At 51.7% G+C, this 16,842-nt stretch carries 16 protein-coding genes; 8 read left to right on the top strand and 8 right to left on the bottom strand.

Going from position 1 to position 16,842, the window contains the following annotated elements:
• The first annotated feature begins 76 nt into the window (after positions 1 to 76).
• On the top strand, positions 77 to 1,003 hold the full coding sequence (locus NA330_RS10105) for a DMT family transporter (RefSeq protein WP_023241863.1): 927 nt from the start codon (positions 77 to 79) through the stop codon (positions 1,001 to 1,003).
• A 49-nt stretch (positions 1,004 to 1,052) separates the two neighbouring features.
• Here NA330_RS10105 and NA330_RS10100 read toward each other — a convergent pair whose 3' ends face one another.
• The gene (locus tag NA330_RS10100) at positions 1,053 to 1,688 is read right to left on the bottom strand and encodes an OapA family protein (protein ID WP_001119446.1); all 636 of its coding nucleotides are present in this window, start codon (positions 1,686 to 1,688) and stop codon (positions 1,053 to 1,055) included.
• Positions 1,689 to 1,907: 219 nt separating this feature from the next.
• Here NA330_RS10100 and fklB point away from each other — a divergent pair, with 219 nt between their 5' ends.
• The 4 genes from fklB (at position 1,908) to NA330_RS10080 (ending at position 7,107) form a co-directional block, all read left to right on the top strand.
• On the top strand, positions 1,908 to 2,528 hold the full coding sequence (fklB, locus tag NA330_RS10095) for an FKBP-type peptidyl-prolyl cis-trans isomerase (RefSeq protein ID WP_023241862.1): 621 nt from the start codon (positions 1,908 to 1,910) through the stop codon (positions 2,526 to 2,528).
• A 295-nt stretch (positions 2,529 to 2,823) separates the two neighbouring features.
• Entirely contained in the window at positions 2,824 to 4,227 is a 1,404-nt protein-coding gene (cycA, locus tag NA330_RS10090; RefSeq protein ID WP_000228321.1) for a D-serine/D-alanine/glycine transporter, read from the top strand.
• A gap of 337 nt (positions 4,228 to 4,564) precedes the next feature.
• Positions 4,565 to 5,704: a DKNYY domain-containing protein gene (locus NA330_RS10085; RefSeq protein ID WP_000155543.1), complete on the top strand. Its 1,140-nt coding sequence runs from the start codon at positions 4,565 to 4,567 to the stop codon at positions 5,702 to 5,704.
• Positions 5,705 to 5,718: 14 nt separating this feature from the next.
• Positions 5,719 to 7,107, top strand: a complete 1,389-nt coding sequence (locus NA330_RS10080) for a hypothetical protein (protein ID WP_023194689.1) — start codon at positions 5,719 to 5,721, stop codon at positions 7,105 to 7,107.
• Positions 7,108 to 7,173: 66 nt separating this feature from the next.
• Here the strand turns inward: NA330_RS10080 and ytfE are convergent, their stop codons facing one another.
• The 3 genes from ytfE to NA330_RS10065 form a co-directional block, all read right to left on the bottom strand.
• Entirely contained in the window at positions 7,174 to 7,836 is a 663-nt protein-coding gene (gene ytfE, locus NA330_RS10075; protein ID WP_000331471.1) for an iron-sulfur cluster repair protein YtfE, read from the bottom strand.
• Positions 7,837 to 7,938: 102 nt separating this feature from the next.
• Entirely contained in the window at positions 7,939 to 8,904 is a 966-nt protein-coding gene (locus NA330_RS10070) for a DMT family transporter (RefSeq protein WP_000623290.1), read from the bottom strand.
• Positions 8,905 to 8,984: 80 nt separating this feature from the next.
• The gene (locus NA330_RS10065) at positions 8,985 to 9,833 is read right to left on the bottom strand and encodes an SDR family oxidoreductase (RefSeq protein WP_023241861.1); all 849 of its coding nucleotides are present in this window, start codon (positions 9,831 to 9,833) and stop codon (positions 8,985 to 8,987) included.
• 87 nt (positions 9,834 to 9,920) lie between these two features.
• On the opposite strand from NA330_RS10065, the gene NA330_RS10060 reads away from it, so the two are divergent.
• Positions 9,921 to 10,307 carry a winged helix-turn-helix transcriptional regulator gene (locus NA330_RS10060; protein ID WP_001201295.1) on the top strand — a complete coding sequence of 129 codons (387 nt, stop codon included), beginning with the start codon at positions 9,921 to 9,923 and terminating at the stop codon, positions 10,305 to 10,307.
• A 57-nt stretch (positions 10,308 to 10,364) separates the two neighbouring features.
• Here the strand turns inward: NA330_RS10060 and NA330_RS10055 are convergent, their stop codons facing one another.
• Entirely contained in the window at positions 10,365 to 12,308 is a 1,944-nt protein-coding gene (locus NA330_RS10055; protein ID WP_023194691.1) for a bifunctional 2',3'-cyclic-nucleotide 2'-phosphodiesterase/3'-nucleotidase, read from the bottom strand.
• Between the two features lie 267 nt (positions 12,309 to 12,575).
• Here NA330_RS10055 and cysQ point away from each other — a divergent pair, with 267 nt between their 5' ends.
• Positions 12,576 to 13,316: a 3'(2'),5'-bisphosphate nucleotidase CysQ gene (gene cysQ, locus NA330_RS10050; RefSeq protein ID WP_000893398.1), complete on the top strand. Its 741-nt coding sequence runs from the start codon at positions 12,576 to 12,578 to the stop codon at positions 13,314 to 13,316.
• On the opposite strand, the gene NA330_RS10045 is transcribed toward cysQ, so the two are convergent.
• A complete protein-coding gene (locus NA330_RS10045; RefSeq protein ID WP_000175300.1) occupies positions 13,306 to 13,863 on the bottom strand; it encodes a YtfJ family protein in 558 nt (185 codons plus the stop codon). The two genes, cysQ and NA330_RS10045, sit on opposite strands and share 11 nt — an antisense overlap.
• A 326-nt stretch (positions 13,864 to 14,189) precedes the next feature.
• Here NA330_RS10045 and NA330_RS10040 point away from each other — a divergent pair, with 326 nt between their 5' ends.
• On the top strand, positions 14,190 to 14,396 hold the full coding sequence (locus NA330_RS10040) for a DUF1107 domain-containing protein (protein WP_000689229.1): 207 nt from the start codon (positions 14,190 to 14,192) through the stop codon (positions 14,394 to 14,396).
• An 84-nt stretch (positions 14,397 to 14,480) separates the two neighbouring features.
• Here the strand turns inward: NA330_RS10040 and NA330_RS10035 are convergent, their stop codons facing one another.
• Positions 14,481 to 15,824, bottom strand: a complete 1,344-nt coding sequence (locus NA330_RS10035) for a hemolysin family protein (RefSeq protein ID WP_000934970.1) — start codon at positions 15,822 to 15,824, stop codon at positions 14,481 to 14,483.
• Between the two features lie 182 nt (positions 15,825 to 16,006).
• Positions 16,007 to 16,645 (bottom strand): peptide-methionine (S)-S-oxide reductase MsrA, encoded by a 639-nt coding sequence (gene msrA / locus NA330_RS10030; RefSeq protein ID WP_000051467.1) that lies wholly within the window; start codon positions 16,643 to 16,645, stop codon positions 16,007 to 16,009.
• Positions 16,646 to 16,842: the final 197 nt, after the last annotated feature.

The following is a 16,842-nucleotide window of genomic DNA, read 5'->3' as shown; positions in this document are numbered from 1 at the left end:
GCTTTTCGACTGGCTATCTCCCCCTCTTTTCGCGATAATCAAAAATAAAACATTATTTTAATTTCTTGGTGAAAGAATGGATACCCAACGCCAGGCCTCCCCGTTTGCCCGCAAAAACGTCGTTTATGTGTGTGCCGCATTTTGTTGCCTGCTATGGGGCAGCGCTTATCCAGCCATCAAAAGCGGTTATGACCTCTTTCAGATAGCCACCGACGATATCCCTTCTAAAATTGTTTTTGCTGGTTATCGTTTTTTGTTTGCGGGTGGGTTGCTGCTACTGTTCGCGCTGCTTCAGCGTAAACCGATTGGTCGGTTTCGTCCGCGCCAGTTTGCTCAGTTAACGTTACTGGGGCTGACCCAGACGTCGCTGCAATATCTCTTTTTCTATATCGGCCTTGCGTTTACCTCCGGCGTGAAAGGCTCAATCATGAACGCGACAGGCACATTCTTCAGCGTATTGCTGGCGCACTTTATTTATCAGAACGACCGATTGAGCTACAACAAAACGCTCGGCTGTATTCTGGGCTTTGCGGGCGTCATGGTGGTGAACGTCAGCAACGGCCTGGATTTCAGCTTTAATCTGCCGGGAGAAGGCTCCGTGGTGCTGGCGGCGTTTATTCTTTCTGCGGCCACGTTGTATGGCAAACGTCTCTCGCAGACGGTCGATCCGATGGTCATGACTGGCTATCAATTGGGGATTGGCGGTCTGGTACTGGTCTTTGGCGGTTACGTTTTTGGCGGTACGCTGACGATACATGGCTTCTCGTCGGTGGCGATTTTAGTCTACCTGACGCTGCTCTCGTCGGTCGCTTTTGCGCTATGGAGCATTTTACTCAAATATAATCGCGTGGGGATGATTGCGCCGTTTAACTTTCTGATCCCGGTTTCTGGCGCGGCTCTTTCGGCTATTTTTCTCGGCGAGAATATTCTGGAGTGGAAATACATGATGGCGCTGGTGCTGGTATGTTCGGGGATTTGGTGGGTGAATAAGGCGAAGCGGTAATGCTTCACCTGAACGAATAGGGTACAGGCGGGATAAGGCGTAGCCGGCGTTACTGTGCGCGAATAAAACTGCCGTCAGGCTGACGCGTAAACAGCACCTGTTGACCGTTATCGCCATCTATCGTTAAACCTGTCACCACCCCGCTGGCATTCTGGCGAATTTTAATCATTTGACCATTTTTGAGGTTACTCAGCGGCTTGCCAGCACCTTCTACCTGCGCCATTGCATAAACGTCTGTCGGGGGCAGTCCGTGGTCACGGAACAGTTGCGCCAGAGTTTTACCAGGCTCTACACGGTACGAGCGCCACTGTTGACCGATGCCGCTATCCTGCTGGAAAGGCTGCGTCTGCGGCTGGTTTTGTTCTTCCGGCTGGCCTTCCTGAATAGGTTCCGGCGCAACGGGCGCCACCTGATCCGGATCGTTTTGCGGCGCGACCAGCTGCGCCTGAAGCTGGGCCTCTGTCGGCGGCTGTGATTGCGATTGCAGATCCAATTGCGCTTCCCGCGTGACGACAGGCGAGTCGCTGGTCTCGCTGGCGGGCAGCAGGAAACCGATCACCAGCACGATAGCGGCAATGATAATGCCACGACGATGCATAGGCGGCAGCGGCTCCATGATGCGAAAATTATCCGGCGCGTGCCAGATTTTCGCCAGGGTTGGTTTTAATTCAAAGCGCCCGGGCATGGTTTACCTCCTGCTCCGCATCTCGTTCCTTAATCATAGAGTATAGATGGCTAACGCTATGATACTGGTAGTGCTATCCGCTTTCGTGACATCAATACGGATAATCTATTGTTTCTTTTTCCCTGCGATTTGTCATCCTCCCTGAGACAAAGTTTTACCAGAAGAAGCGTGGCTGTTATGCTGCCCGCTACTTTTTTGATATCCGATGAAGGAAAAATAATGGTCACCCCGACTTTTGACACTATTGAAGCGCAAGCGAGCTACGGCATTGGTTTGCAGGTAGGGCAGCAGCTCAGCGAATCCGGTCTTGAAGGGCTGTTGCCTGAAGCGCTGGTTGCAGGCATTGCTGATGCGCTGGAAGGTAAACACCCGGCGGTTCCTGTTGATGTGGTGCATCGTGCGCTGCGTGAAATTCATGAGCGTGCGGACGCGGTGCGTCGTGAGCGTTTCAAAGCGATGGCGGCCGAAGGCGTGAAATACCTGGAAGAAAACCGCGAAAAAGACGGTGTGAACAGTACTGAATCTGGTTTACAGTTCCGCGTTCTGACGCAGGGCGAAGGCGCGATTCCGGCGCGTACCGACCGCGTACGCGTGCATTACACCGGTAAGCTTATTGATGGCACCGTATTTGACAGCTCCGTCGCGCGCGGCGAACCGGCTGAATTCCCGGTAAATGGCGTGATCGCCGGCTGGATTGAAGCGCTGACTCTGATGCCGGTAGGTTCCAAATGGGAACTGACTATCCCACAGGAGCTGGCCTATGGCGAGCGTGGGGCCGGGGCCTCTATTCCGCCATTCAGCACCCTGGTGTTTGAAGTGGAACTGCTGGAAATTCTGTAAGCGCCCCGGGTTTGCCGGATGACGGCGTAAACGCCTTATCCGGCAACCCTGACTTCAGCAGATGCCAATATTTTATTTTGCAAATGGCGTCGTTACGTGTATTTTTGTGAGCTAATTCGCATTATCAAAGTGATATAACACTCATTTTAAACATAAAATTAACATTGTATTTGAATCTGAGTATTCATCCCGCCGATTCTTACCTAATATCGATGAGTCCTGATAACAGGATCGTCGTATCATAGACCAAAGGCCGTAGAGCCCGCACAACACAGACAGGTACAGGAAGAAAAACATGGTAGATCAGGTAAAAGTCGCAGCCGACGAACAGGCTCCGGCTGAACAGTCGCTACGGCGCAATCTTACAAACCGTCATATACAGCTTATCGCTATTGGCGGCGCTATTGGTACCGGTCTGTTTATGGGATCGGGTAAAACGATCAGTCTCGCCGGACCGTCGATCATTTTTGTGTATATGATCATCGGTTTTATGCTTTTTTTCGTGATGCGCGCCATGGGGGAATTGCTGCTCTCGAATCTGGAATATAAATCGTTTAGCGATTTTGCTTCCGACCTGCTTGGCCCCTGGGCGGGATATTTCACCGGCTGGACGTACTGGTTTTGCTGGGTAGTGACCGGTATGGCTGACGTGGTGGCGATTACCGCCTACGCGCAGTTCTGGTTTCCCGGCCTTTCCGATTGGGTCGCCTCGCTGGCGGTAGTGATCCTGCTGCTAAGCCTCAACCTCGCCACCGTTAAAATGTTTGGTGAAATGGAATTTTGGTTTGCTATGGTCAAAATCGTCGCCATCGTAGCGTTGATTGTGGTCGGGCTGGTGATGATTGCGATGCACTTTAAATCGCCGACAGGCGTTGAAGCGTCTTTCGCGCATCTGTGGAATGACGGCGGCTGGTTCCCGAAAGGTATTAGCGGGTTCTTTGCCGGTTTCCAGATTGCGGTGTTCGCCTTCGTGGGCATTGAGCTAGTCGGTACTACCGCCGCAGAAACTAAAGATCCGGAAAAATCGCTGCCGCGCGCGATTAACTCAATACCGATCCGTATCATCATGTTCTACGTCTTTGCGCTGATTGTCATTATGTCGGTGACGCCGTGGAGTTCCGTGGTGCCGGATAAGAGCCCGTTTGTTGAGCTGTTTGTACTGGTGGGTCTGCCTGCCGCCGCGAGCGTGATCAACTTTGTTGTGCTGACCTCGGCGGCGTCTTCCGCCAACAGCGGCGTCTTCTCGACCAGCCGTATGCTGTTTGGCCTGGCGCAAGAAGGCGTGGCGCCAAAAGCGTTCGCTAAGCTATCGAAACGCGCGGTACCGGCGAAAGGCCTGACCTTCTCCTGTATCTGCCTGCTGGGCGGCGTGGTTATGCTGATGGTCAACCCGAGCGTGATTGGCGCATTCACCATGATCACTACGGTTTCGGCCATCCTGTTTATGTTTGTCTGGACCATCATTCTGTGTTCATACCTGGTGTACCGCAAAAAGCGTCCCCACCTGCATGAAAAATCCATCTATAAGATGCCGCTCGGTAAGCTGATGTGCTGGGTCTGTATGGCGTTCTTTGCGTTCGTGCTGGTATTACTGACGCTGGAAGACGATACGCGCCAGGCGCTGATCGTGACGCCGCTGTGGTTTATCGCGTTGGGTCTGGGCTGGCTGTTCCTGCGTAAGAACAAACTGGCTAAATGACGGATTTATCCCTCTCGCTTAGGCGAGGGGGTATGCGCATAACGTACCCACCGGGGCGCTTTCTTCATTTTTACGCCCCATTTTGTCGCTTCCCGCTCCTTAACGAGCTATTTTTCTCGCCACATTTGATAGCGTATGGAGATGAAAAGCTCAGGAAATGAGTGTTTGTCCGCTGATGCAAAGACGCGAAAAACGTTTCTCCAGGAAGAGCAGCTGTAAATTGCAGGCTGACGGCAAGTGCCGCCTTGATGAATTCCTATAATGGCGGCTCGCGCTGGATAATATGTTGAAAAAGTGGTTTAAGTAACAAATTAATCTCCTATTTCAAACTGTAATTATGACCATTCGACGCTGGATTTTAAGCGCTACGCTTTTGCTGCTGCCCGTTCCTGCGTTCGCAGATTTTCAGTATCAGCAGGATAAGGACGGCGTTTTTTATACCGCCGACGACGAACCGCAAATTCTCTCCCGACTGCCTGACGTTAGCTATTCGCATTTACGGCGTATTGCCGATTTATCTCACCCGCAAGACCCTCGCCCGTTAATAGAAATCAATCCCGACAGCCATAACTGCGACGACAATCATATTTGTCAGCACGCTTATCTCAGCGATGGGCGCTTTATCCTGTGGGCAGGCAAAATCGTCCAGAATACCGGGGATGAGCCTGCCGTTGATGTTGCCAGCTTTCAGTCTTTTGGCGCCTTTGCCGCCGATAAACACGGTCTCTATTTTGATGGTAAACGTCGTGATAGCAATGCGGGTGAAAAACGTGTGGATATGGCGACTCTGGCAGAGACGAAAATCTGGAATCTGCTGCGGGATAAAAATAATCTCTATTATGAAGGCCGCTGGCTGGGGCGGGCCGATGGGTTTCGCGTGTTGAGGCTGGATTCCACTTCGGCAAGGGAGTTTATTGTGACGACGGCGCAACGGGTGATTGTGAACGGCATACCCATTACCGCTGATGCTAATACGTTTCAAATCATTCGCTGGATGCCTGGCGAGGTACTAATTTATCGTGATAAAACCGGTAAGCATGACTATGAGATTGATAATTCCAGTCGGTACTGCGGCTATTTTAATATTGGCCTGCGTGAGGTGACATGGCTGAAGCATGAGGCAACCAACGCCGGGAGCAGTTGTAAGGTGGAAACCCTGCCGGGTGTCGATCCGGAGTATTTTTTTCGTCTGAACGGGAACACCGGTTGGTATAAGGATCGTATTTATCAGGTGAGCACGAATGCGTTGGGCGAGGGGGTACTGCGCATTTTTACGTCGCAGGAAAAACTTCCGGCGCTGAAAATAGATAGAGTTACCTATAATTACTACCATCTGGCTTTGTCCGCGGATGGGCAATTATATCGCCAGATCTCACGTGATCAATGGCAGCGCTATAACCCGATATTAACAGAGTGGACGACGGTATCACCAGCGCCCACTGACGTTATCTCTTTGCTTCCCTCTGATTACCACTAGCGCAGGATGGCGCAATGTTGAGAATAAAACAGTTCTGTTTATCGATTTTATTAATGCTGGCACCAGTGTTAGCTCTGGCCTGTTCCGACATTCCATATGCTTTGTTTCACTATCAGCCGTGGGGGCAGGGAACGAAATATGTAGTTGAAGAAGATTATGATTATGGTATTAATTTTAAAGATATTGAAATTCGAGAGGTAAAATTTAGTCAACTACGGCACGTTCCTGACCGCATTGTTAATGAATATAATGACCGTGGAAAAATGAGTAATGATTTTGTTCATGTCGCCGCTTTTTCATCGCTAATAAAAAATGATTTCTGGCAGTTTTATTGGCTAACCGACGGCCAGCATATTTTATGGGCTGGGAAAATCGTACAAAATCCACCGGGTAAGCCGCCAGTGGATGCAGCGACTTTTCGGGCGTATGGACGCTTTGCCGCTGATAAAGATAGTCTTTACTTCGACGGCGAGCGCACAGATGATAATCATGGTGAAAAAAGGGTCGATATAGATTCGTTGCAGCAGGTCGGCGGCAATATCAAATTAAGCGACTCCGGCGATGTGCTTAAAGACAGGCGCAACCTCTACTTTCAGGGACGCTGGCTGGCTAGTGCGCAGGGATATTCCATTCTGGGCGTTAAATCCTGGGAGCAGCGTAATATTCTGTTTTCGCCGACCAGCTGCGATACTACATCTAATCCTGGCCCGTGGGACACTATTCTACGTACCGCCACGCAGGTTTTTGTTAATGGTGTGGCAATTGATGCCGATCCGAACTCTTTTCATGTTGTGCGCTGGGTCGCTGGCGTGCAGTTACTCTATCGCGATAAAGCAGGCGTAAAACGCTATTACTTCGGCAAAGACTGTCTCAATACGTTTAATGTACAGCGGGATAAGGTGACATGGATGACGCGAGAGGCATCGCGCCGAGGCGATGACTGCCGAATAGCGACTATTCCCAATGTTGATCCAGAATATTTCCATCCCATTCATTACAATTGGACGGTAGCACAGTACAAAGATCTATTGTACCAGGCGAAGTATGTCTCTCCGGTCGACAGGGTATTAACCATCACCCGCTTGCCTGATCCGCAGGTACAGCTGAAAGCTGGCGCTAATTTGGTGGGTAAACAGATCTATTTTATCGGCGATGGGGGCGTGCAGATTATCGACCCTATTGGACCATTGGTGTGGTTTAAAAATCCCGATGGTTCATTTTCTGATGTTTTTGCTCATGACGATCGTTATCTCTATTTCTTCGGTGATACGCTGGTGGATAGCGGGCAACGGCGTAACGTCACGCGGACGCTGGATACTGCGCATATCGACAAGAGCGGTTATTATCTGGTCACTGAGGAGGGGAAATATGAGGTTATTAATAATGCATTCACCTCTCGCTAAAAAGCGTTAGTCGATTCAGAATAAACGATCCTGTCTATACGTTCAGGATCGTTTATTGGCGATGGATTATTCCCCGGCCAGCGCGCGTGGGAACAGCACGTTATTCTCCAGGCTGATGTGCTCCATCAGATCATCAATCATCTCATTAATGCCGTTATACATCGCTTTCCAGGTGGTACACGCTTCTGGCGGCGGCGTTACATTTTGGGTGACGTGTTTGATGACGTCTACCAGCTCTCCCGCCTCGTCATGCTCGCTTTCCATTACGCTTATCGGGCCCGTTGCCTGGCGACCCATACCCTGTTTGATCATGGGGAACAGGATCTGTTCTTCTTTCATCATATGGCTGGAAAGCTCTTCATGCAGCGCGGTGAGATATTTTGTCAGGCCGCGTGGGACGTTTGGCTTATCCGCGTGAACGCGTTCCACTTTGGTTGCCTGCAGGATAAGCTCCGGCAGTTGTTCGCGATGTCGGTCATGATAGCGCACAACGATATGGTCAATAATGTCCGCCAGCGGAACGGCGCGCCAGTCTTTTTCGATGGGCTGTTCAGCCAATTGCGCCAGTTGCGCTTCAATGATGTCAATATCGACGTCGTGACGCGCGGCGGCGCGCGCCAGCGTCTGTTTTCCGCCGCAGCAGTAATCCATATCGTACTGGCGAAACAGCGCCGATGCGCGGGGAATAGAGAGCGCCAGTTCGCCTAAAGGTTGATCGCGATAAGCCATAGCCGTTACCTCATTTGCAATAATATAAGTTGTATTTTAAATGCATCTTTAAGGCGAGGCTATAACTCTTTCGGGGTGCGTATAATTTAAGCGAGTATGAAATTAGCGTTCCGTGACCGGAACGACGGTCGCTTTTTCCGGTTTCGCTCTCACGGCAATGACCACGCCCGCCACCAGGAGCGCAATGCCGCTTAACGTCAGGAATGGCGGGATTTCCTGGCGCAGAATGAAGGTATAGAGCAGTCCCGCCAGCGTCTCAAAAACAATCAGCGGCCCTAAAATAACGGTTGGCAATTTTTGGCTGGCGATATTCCAGCACAGCGCGCCCACCCAGGAACACAGCACCGCGATGGCGATCATCAGACCGATAAACAGCGCGGGATGCGGGCCAAAGGGCAGGGTAAACAGCGGTTTCTGGATACTCAGCCACAGACAGACCGCCGCATAGCCGATTAACGAGACCGGCAGCGTAACCAGCGCCTGCGCCGTTGCCCACATCATGGGATGTTTGTCGGGATTTTCCCGCAGCCAGCGGGCGTTGCGCAGCGCATACCATGCCCAGCACGCTACGGAAATCAGCGCCAGCACAATGCCTGAACCATAGCGCCAGCCGCTAACATCGGACAATCCCTGGCTAAGTTCAGCAATATTGACGCACAGCAGGCCAAAACCGATAAGCGCCAGCGCGGGCGCTAAACGCCGCCAGGATAATCTGCCGTCTCGTTGGCTATAGAGAACGTTAGCGAAAAGCGGAATGACGACTGGCAATGTCCCGATGATCATCGTCGACACCGGCGCGCCGGTTCGCTGAATGGCGCTGGCGAGGCAGGCGTAATAGATTACATTGCCCATCAGAGTCAGCGACAGGGCGGTGGACCAGTCTTTGCGCGTCAACTGGCGTAACCGCGTGCGGCCTAACCAAGCAATCGGCAGGGCAATCAGCCCCAGCGCCAGATAGCGTCCCATTGACTGTAAGAGGGCCGGGTAATCTGGCACGATTAACGGGCCGACGAAAATCAATCCCCACATTAGCCCTGCCAGCAGGGCGTATAGCACGCCGCTAATCATCAGATTCTCCTCATAAACCGTTCCGTCATTATCAGAGAAGGTCTATGAGGATGCCACATAAATTAACCAAATTTTAACACTTACAGTACGGAGCGAAGGCTTTCTGTGAGCGTCGTCGTCGGGCGACCGATGAGTTTACGCAGCGTATGGCTGTCATCAAACAGGCCGCCTTTCGCCGCGCCAGCGTCAGAATTGGCCAACATATCCGCCAGTCCGTCAGGCAGGCCTGCGCCTTTCAGCGCGGCGGCAAAATCGACTTCGCTCAGGTTCTGGTAGACGATTTTTTTTCCGCTCTGATGAGTAAGTTCATCCGCCAACTGGCGTAATGTCCAGGCGTCATCACCCGCCAGCTCGTAGACATTCCCGGCGTGACCCTCTTCACGGATGACGCGCGCGGCGGCGGCGGCATAGTCAGCGCGCATTGCGGAGGCGATTTTCCCTTGTCCCGCTGCGCCAATAAAGACGCCATGCTTCAGCGCGGCAGGGACGCTCGCCAGGTAGTTTTCCGTATACCAGCCGTTACGTAATAGCGTGTGAGGAATACCTGACTCAGCCAGCATTTTTTCCGTTTCAATATGTTCATCGGCGAGCGCCAGCGGCGATTTATCCGCATGTAGCAGGCTGGTATAGGCGATGAATTTCACCTTCGCGGCAATGGCGGCCTGAATAACGTTGCGGTGCTGCGCGGTGCGTTGTCCCACTTCGCTGGATGATATAAGCAGCAGTTTATCAACGCCCTGTAAGGCGGTGGTCAGCGCGGCTTCGTTAGCGTAATCCGCCTGGCGAACGGCGATCCCGCGCTGACTGAGCGGGACGGCTTTTTTCGGGTTACGGACGATCGCAACGAGGTGGCTGGCGGGCGTCGTTTTTAGCAGGTTTTCAATAACGTGTTGGCCCAGTTGGCCTGTTGCGCCAGTGATAGCAATCATGGTGAACTCCTCAGTGTTGGTCTTGTGTTTTATTACGCTACCACCTAGACTTACTTTTAGTAAGTACGTACAAAAAGGTAAGTATCAATGCGCGCTCATACTCTTTCCCGGCAGTTGCGTGAAGGTAATCTCTTTGCTGAACAGTGCCCGTCCCGTGAGGTGTTAAAACATGTCACCAGTCGCTGGGGCGTACTGATTCTGGTCGCGTTACGCGACGGTACACACCGTTTTAGCGACCTGCGCCGCAAGATGGGAGGCGTGAGTGAAAAGATGCTGGCGCAGTCGTTACAGGCGCTTGAACAGGACGGATTTCTCAACCGGGTGTCATATCCAGTTGTTCCGCCGCATGTGGAGTACAGCCTGACGCCGCTTGGCGAGCAGGTGAGCGATAAAGTCGCCGCGCTGGCGGACTGGATAGAACTGAATTTGCCGCAGGTATTGGCGCAGCGGGACCGTTTATCAGATGGCGGCTAGCGCTTTATTCGGCCTGACTGGCAGGCCGAATAAACGTAGCGTCATACGGGACACACGTTACTTGCTTAAATCCACCTGATAAATGGCAAAACCGATATCATCGACGGCAACCTTCTTCATCGGATACTGCCCTTTCGCTTTAATGAAGGCAGCGGCTTTATCGCCTGGCGATGTTTCAAAGCGGATATCCAGCGCCGTATCGCTGTGGATTGGCGCCAGACGCCAGTTATTATCCGCCGCCGGATGGATTTCGCCCGCGCGTTTTGATTCTGCGCCAATCCATGCCGCCAGCACGGCGCGATTTTCATCCGGAGACGCAAAGGCGATATGGCTGTCGCCCGTGCCGGCAAACTTGCCGCCGTAAGCGCGATAGTTATTCGTGGCGACCAGGAACGTAGCGTTCGGGTCGACAGGCTTACCGTTAAAGGTCAGGTTTTTAATACGTTCCGCCTGCGGATTCACCATCTGGCATTCGCCATCATAGCGGGCGGGCTGTGACACATCGATTTGATAATTCACGCCGTCAATGACATCGAAATTATAGGTGCGAAAGCCATCCCAATTGATCAACGATTGCGGTTTGTTGCTGTGAATATCAATCTGATTAAACTGTCCGGCAGAACATTCCAGCCACTCTTTTACCTCTTTGCCGCTGGCTTTCACCACCACCAGCGTATTCGGATAGAGATAAAGATCGGCGGCGTTACGGAAGGTCAACTGGCCTTTTTCCACCTCGACAAAGCTGGCAGGATCGTTCTTACGCCCGCCAACTTTAAACGGCGCGGCGGCGGACAGCACCGGCAGTTTCGCCAGATCCGGATCGCCCTGAATAAAGTGTTCCACATACGCTTTTTGCGCGTTATTCACCACCTGTACGGTAGGATCGTCCTGCACCAGAGCAAGATAACTGTACATATTATCGGCGGATTTACCGATGGGCTTGCTGACAAACTCGCGGGTGGCATCGTGATCGGCTTTCAGAATATTGACCAGCTTACTGTCTTCCGCTGCCAGCGACTTTTTAGCGGCGGCGTCGTAAATAGGCCGCGCTTCCGCTTTCGCCTGCGTAACCTGCCATTTGCCGCTGTCGTTATTGAGCACCAGATCGACCACTCCCAGATGGTCGCCCCACATGCCAGGCATTACCGCAGGAATGCCGTTAAGCGTACCTTTGGCGATATCCGCGCCTTTGATGTCGGCAAAATCTTTACCGGGGAAGACGGCGTGAGCGTGGCCAAACATAATCGCGTCGACGCCGGGAACTTCGCTGAGGTAATAAACCGAGTTTTCCGCCATGCTGTGGTACGGATCGGCAGAAAGGCCTGAGTGAGCAATGACCACCACGATATCAGCGCCTTTCTCGCGCATTTCGGGCACATATTTCCGGGCGGTTTCCGTAATGTCATTGACGGTAACTTTGCCGCTCAGATTCGCTTTATCCCAAATCATGATTTGCGGCGGAACAAAGCCGATATAGCCGATTTTCAGAGTTTGCGGGTTGCCGTCTTTATCAATAACGTTCGTCTCTTTAATCAGATAAGGCGTAAAGAGCGGCTTTTGGGTTTTAACGTCGATAATATTGGCGTTAACATAAGGGAATTTCGCGCCGGCCAGCGCGTTATGCAGATAGTCCAGACCATAATTAAACTCATGGTTGCCGAGGTTTCCAACCGCGTAATCCAGAGTGTTGAGCGCTTTATAGACCGGGTGAACGTCACCGTCTTTGAGCCCTTTTGCCGCCATATAATCGCCCAGAGGGCTCCCCTGAATCAGGTCGCCGTTATCCACCAGCACGCTGTTTTTGACTTCATTTCGGGCGGCATGAATCAAACTTGCGGTACGTACCAATCCGAATTTTTCGGTTGCGGTATCCTTGTAATAATCGAAATCCATCATGTTGCTATGTAAATCAGTAGTTTCCATGATGCGGAGATCGACGGTGGCCGCATTCACGCTGGCGGCGATCAGCGTAGCCAGAAGCGTTGCACTAAACTTAATCATTAGAGGCACCTTTTAAGAACGCAATAGAAAAGCCGGATAGTGAAAAATAGCGATGATAAACAGTGAAACCCGATATCGTTCCGACCGTCGCCAGAAGAAGGCGAAACCGCCCCATCCGGCCGATTTTTTGCGAGTGTTCACAGAAGGGTGAATCATGCCATGAAAGGTATTATCAAAACCGCAGACGGTATCACAGTTGGCGGAACCCTTAACGATCGGGTATAAGTAAAACAACGAGTTAACGCCCCTGTCATAAAGAGGTGGAGAATGTTAGAACAAGTATGCCAGCTTGCACGGAACGCGGGCGATGCCATTATGCAGGTTTATGATGGAGCCAAACCGATGGAGTACGCCCGCAAGCAGGACGATTCTCCAGTCACTGCGGCGGATATCGCCGCACATACCGTGATTCTCGAAGGGTTACGCACGCTCACGCCAGATATTCCGGTGCTTTCAGAAGAAGATCCGCCTGCCTGGGAAGTGCGCCAGCACTGGCAGCGCTACTGGCTGGTCGATCCGCTCGACGGCACCAAAGAGTTCATCAAGCGCAATGGCGAATTCACGGTCAATATCGCGCTGATTGAGCAGGGCAAGCCGGTGTTGGGCGTGGTCTATGCGCCGGTGCTGAAAGTGATGTACTACGCGGCGGAAGGTAAGGCCTGGAAAGAGGAGTGCGGGGTGCGTAAGCAGATTCAGGTCCGGGATGCCCGCCCGCCGCTGGTGGTGATTAGCCGTTCGCATACGGATGATGAACTCACCGAATATCTCCAACAGCTTGGCGAACATCAGACCACCTCTATTGGTTCCTCGCTGAAATTCTGCCTTGTGGCGGAAGGCCAGGCGCAGCTTTACCCCAGATTTGGGCCGACCAGCGTCTGGGACACTGCCGCAGGTCATGCCATTGCCGTTGCAGCCGGGGCGCACGTTCACGACTGGCAGGGAAAAACGCTGGACTATACCCCTCGTGAATCGTTCCTTAACCCCGGCTTCCGGGTGACTATTTACTGAGGAGCTTATGCAGCAGGTCGACCACCTGCTGTACCTCTTGCTGGGTTAACGCGCCATCTTTCACCCATTGAACCCGACCGTCTTTGTCAAGCACGATGACGGCGGACCCCTCTTCTTTTAATTGCCAGGCGTTACGCGCCACGCCATTGCTGTCGACAATAAATTGCGACCACGGGTAGAGCTTTTTATTACTTTCTATACTGCTACGCACGAACATACCGGAGCCGGGGATCGCATCATCGGTGTTCACAATTGTGGTCGTCTGGTATCTGTCATGCGGGAGCCCGGCGGATTTAATCGCTTCAATCAGCGTGGCGTTTTTCTCCTTCGCTGACGTTCGACCCGCAATGTGCAGCAGGACGCGCACTTTTCCCGCCAGCTGCGCGCTATTCCAGTTTTTATAACTAAACTCATCTTTATTCAACGTCAGTTCGCCACGATCGGCAATGCCTACCGGCGGCACCCGTTGGTTATCTTCAAGGTTATGCGCACAAGCCATTATGGGGAGTAGCAGACACGACATCGCCAGAATTTTACGTAGGGTCATGGTCATTCCTTCTTTATTTTTTTGCAGGTGATCCGACCACTTTGGGCCGATAGTTAATCATATGTGCGATTGATGCTTTTTCCCGCAAAGGGGATGCCAGTTTGCGGGCGGGCGCACACTTCCTGTGAAAAATGAAGGCATATACTGAGAAAAATGAGCTGATGTTTAGATAATTCTGAATAACTGTAATCAAAAGGTAAATATACTTATGCACACTGGAAACGACGTAGATATGGTCTATAGTCATATGGCATTAAAATTTGCGCCTTAAAACTGTTGGGCCGATTGTGGCACCGCAAGGGCGTAATACTCTGCAGGAGACAACAATGAAAATTTTCCAACGCTACAACCCGCTACAGGTGGCGAAGTACGTGAAGATCCTGTTCCGTGGACGGTTATATATCAAGGATGTTGGCGCTTTTGAGTTCGATAAGGGTAAGATTCTTATCCCAAAAGTGAGAGACAAGCAGCACTTGTCTGTGATGTCTGAAGTTAACCGTCAGGTTATGCGTCTGCAAACTGAGATGGCGTAACCAAAAGTGCTATGCAGTAGGTTAAAAAAGTAAAAAAAAACGGCTCCTGAATCAGGAGCCGTTGATGTTTCTGGCAAACGGATTTCAGGCCGCGCTGTCTTCTTTACCTTGCGCATCGGGCAGTTTCGGCGCCGGTACGTTGCTTTTATTGTCGAGACGCGTCACCAGCAACTGATCGATACGGTAGTTGTCGATATCCACCACTTCAAATTTGTAGCCGGAAAACTTCACCGAATCAGTACGTTTTGGGATCTTGCGCAGCATAAACATCATAAAGCCGCCAATGGTTTCATAGTTGCCGGATTGCGGAAACTCATCGATATCCAGCACGCGCATGACGTCGTCAATCGGCGTGCCGCCGTCAACCAGCCAGGAATTTTCATCGCGCGCCACAATTTGCTCTTCCAGTCCCTGGCCGACCAGGTCACCCATTAGCGTGGTCATCACATCGTTCAGCGTAATGATACCGACGACCAGTGCGTATTCATTCATAATGACCGCGAAATCCTCGCCCGCCGTTTTGAAACTTTCCAGCGCCTCAGAAAGGGTCAGCGTATCCGGCACAATCAAGGTATTGCGAATTTGCACGCCGCCATTCAGCGCCATACTTTGGTTCGCCAGCACGCGGTTCAGCAGATCTTTGGAGTCTACATAGCCGATGATGTGGTCGATATCTTCATTACACACCAAAAATTTTGAGTGCGGATGTTCGGCGACCTTTTTCTTCAGGCTTTGTTCGTCTTCGTGCAGATCAAACCAGATGATACTTTCGCGCGGCGTCATGGAAGACGGTACGGTGCGGGATTCAAGTTCAAACACATTTTCAATCAGTTCATGCTCTTGCTTGCGCAAGACGCCCGCCAGCGCGCCGGCTTCCACCACTGCGTAAATATCATCAGAAGTAATGTCGTCTTTCCGCACCATTGGAATTTTGAACAGGCGGAAGATGTTGTTTGCCATGCCGTTAAACAGCCACACCAGCGGGCGAAAAACGAACAGGCAGAAGCGCATCGGGTTGATGATACGCAAAGCCACAGCTTCTGGCGCAATCATACCGATGCGTTTCGGGGTTAAATCCGCGAACAGGATAAACAGCCCCGTCACCAGCGAGAAAGAGAGAATAAAGCTCAGCTGCTCGGAGAGTTCTGGCGACATATAGTGCGAGAAAAGGGCGGAAAAGGCGGGCGAAAATGCCGCATCGCCGACGATACCGCCAAGAATAGCGACGGCGTTCAGGCCAATTTGCACAACGGTGAAAAACATGCCGGGATTTTCCTGCATTTTCAATACGCGTTGTGCGTTGATACTGCCTTCATCAGCTAATAGCTTAAGTTTAATCTTACGTGATGCGGCAAGCGAGATCTCGGAGATGGAGAAGAACGCACTTACAGCGATCAGGCAGAATATAATGAATATACTGTTTAACATATCTTATCCGGCGAAACGCCAGATCCTCGGAAGGGAAGTTTATAAATCCGTGTGGTAACGTTTAATGAAAACCGGCTCGTAGCAGTGAGCCGATAAGTTCAGGGCTAGTATAGCGTAAGCTACTGTAAAGTCGCCAGAGGGTTCATTTTCAACTCCGACAAGTTCCCCCTACGCCAGCGTCGTCACGCGTCAGGCGGCAGGCAAACGCCGATCCCGCCAATCCCGCAGTAACCGTATGGATTTTTGTGCAGATACTGTTGGTGTTCATCTTCGGCGTAGTAAAACGGCGTCGCATGGGCGATTTCCGTGGTAATAGGGCGATGGTCTCCGGCGGCGGCCATTGCCGACTGAAAGCGCTCGCGACTGGCGTGAGCGGCGGCATTCTGTTCCGGCGTTAAGGGATAAATCGCAGAACGGTATTGCGTACCGTGATCGTTACCCTGTTGCATCCCCTGCGTCGGATCGTGATTTTCCCAGAAGGTCTGTAAAAGCTGCTCATAACGGATAACGGCAGGATCGTACACTATCCGTACCGCTTCGGCATGACCGGTCTGCCCGGAGCAGACTTCCCGGTAGGTTGGATTAGGCGTGTAACCGCCTGCATACCCTGCCGCGGTGCTATATACGCCGGGCAATTGCCAGAATAAACGTTCTACGCCCCAGAAACAGCCCATAGCGAAGTAGGCGATCTCCATCCCGGCAGGGACATTGGTCATAGAGTGTTCATTTACCGCATGCAGAGTGGCGATCGGCATCGGGGTGTTGCGTCCTGGTAACGCATCTGCTTGAGTAACCAGATGTTTTTTATCAAATAAACTCATGAGCTATTCTCCCGAAAGCGTTAATTGGCGTTAAGGTTGTAACGAGACGCATCTTTGCACACAATAACAACATTAATGTATCTGGATTTAACCATAAGAAATATTTGGGCAGTCGTCTGCTTTTCAATCGCAATTGTTGATTTTATGTTAAGCCGCGGAGCGGTAGTGTGATTTTTTCCAGGGGTGGGAATAGGGGA

The organism is Salmonella sp. NW722 (assembly GCF_051702785.1).
In the GTDB taxonomy this organism is placed as follows: Bacteria; Pseudomonadota; Gammaproteobacteria; order Enterobacterales; family Enterobacteriaceae; genus Salmonella; species Salmonella enterica.
Note: the sequence above shows the minus strand (reverse complement) of the source record. Positions and strands in the feature narration are given on the sequence as shown.

What these genes read in the sequence shown, in the direction of transcription:
- cycA (WP_000228321.1), top strand. Translation starts at nt 2,824, where the DNA reads ATGGTAGATCAGGTAAAAGTCGCAGCCGACGAACAGGCTCCGGCTGAA.
- msrA (WP_000051467.1), bottom strand. Translation starts at nt 16,645, where the DNA reads ATGAGTTTATTTGATAAAAAACATCTGGTTACTCAAGCAGATGCGTTA.
- NA330_RS10060 (WP_001201295.1), top strand. Translation starts at nt 9,921, where the DNA reads ATGCGCGCTCATACTCTTTCCCGGCAGTTGCGTGAAGGTAATCTCTTT.
- NA330_RS10045 (WP_000175300.1), bottom strand. Translation starts at nt 13,863, where the DNA reads ATGACCCTACGTAAAATTCTGGCGATGTCGTGTCTGCTACTCCCCATA.
- NA330_RS10040 (WP_000689229.1), top strand. Translation starts at nt 14,190, where the DNA reads ATGAAAATTTTCCAACGCTACAACCCGCTACAGGTGGCGAAGTACGTG.
- NA330_RS10070 (WP_000623290.1), bottom strand. Translation starts at nt 8,904, where the DNA reads ATGATTAGCGGCGTGCTATACGCCCTGCTGGCAGGGCTAATGTGGGGA.
- NA330_RS10080 (WP_023194689.1), top strand. Translation starts at nt 5,719, where the DNA reads ATGTTGAGAATAAAACAGTTCTGTTTATCGATTTTATTAATGCTGGCA.
- ytfE (WP_000331471.1), bottom strand. Translation starts at nt 7,836, where the DNA reads ATGGCTTATCGCGATCAACCTTTAGGCGAACTGGCGCTCTCTATTCCC.
- NA330_RS10065 (WP_023241861.1), bottom strand. Translation starts at nt 9,833, where the DNA reads ATGATTGCTATCACTGGCGCAACAGGCCAACTGGGCCAACACGTTATT.
- NA330_RS10035 (WP_000934970.1), bottom strand. Translation starts at nt 15,824, where the DNA reads ATGTTAAACAGTATATTCATTATATTCTGCCTGATCGCTGTAAGTGCG.
- NA330_RS10085 (WP_000155543.1), top strand. Translation starts at nt 4,565, where the DNA reads ATGACCATTCGACGCTGGATTTTAAGCGCTACGCTTTTGCTGCTGCCC.
- cysQ (WP_000893398.1), top strand. Translation starts at nt 12,576, where the DNA reads ATGTTAGAACAAGTATGCCAGCTTGCACGGAACGCGGGCGATGCCATT.
- NA330_RS10055 (WP_023194691.1), bottom strand. Translation starts at nt 12,308, where the DNA reads ATGATTAAGTTTAGTGCAACGCTTCTGGCTACGCTGATCGCCGCCAGC.
- NA330_RS10100 (WP_001119446.1), bottom strand. Translation starts at nt 1,688, where the DNA reads ATGCCCGGGCGCTTTGAATTAAAACCAACCCTGGCGAAAATCTGGCAC.
- fklB (WP_023241862.1), top strand. Translation starts at nt 1,908, where the DNA reads ATGGTCACCCCGACTTTTGACACTATTGAAGCGCAAGCGAGCTACGGC.
- NA330_RS10105 (WP_023241863.1), top strand. Translation starts at nt 77, where the DNA reads ATGGATACCCAACGCCAGGCCTCCCCGTTTGCCCGCAAAAACGTCGTT.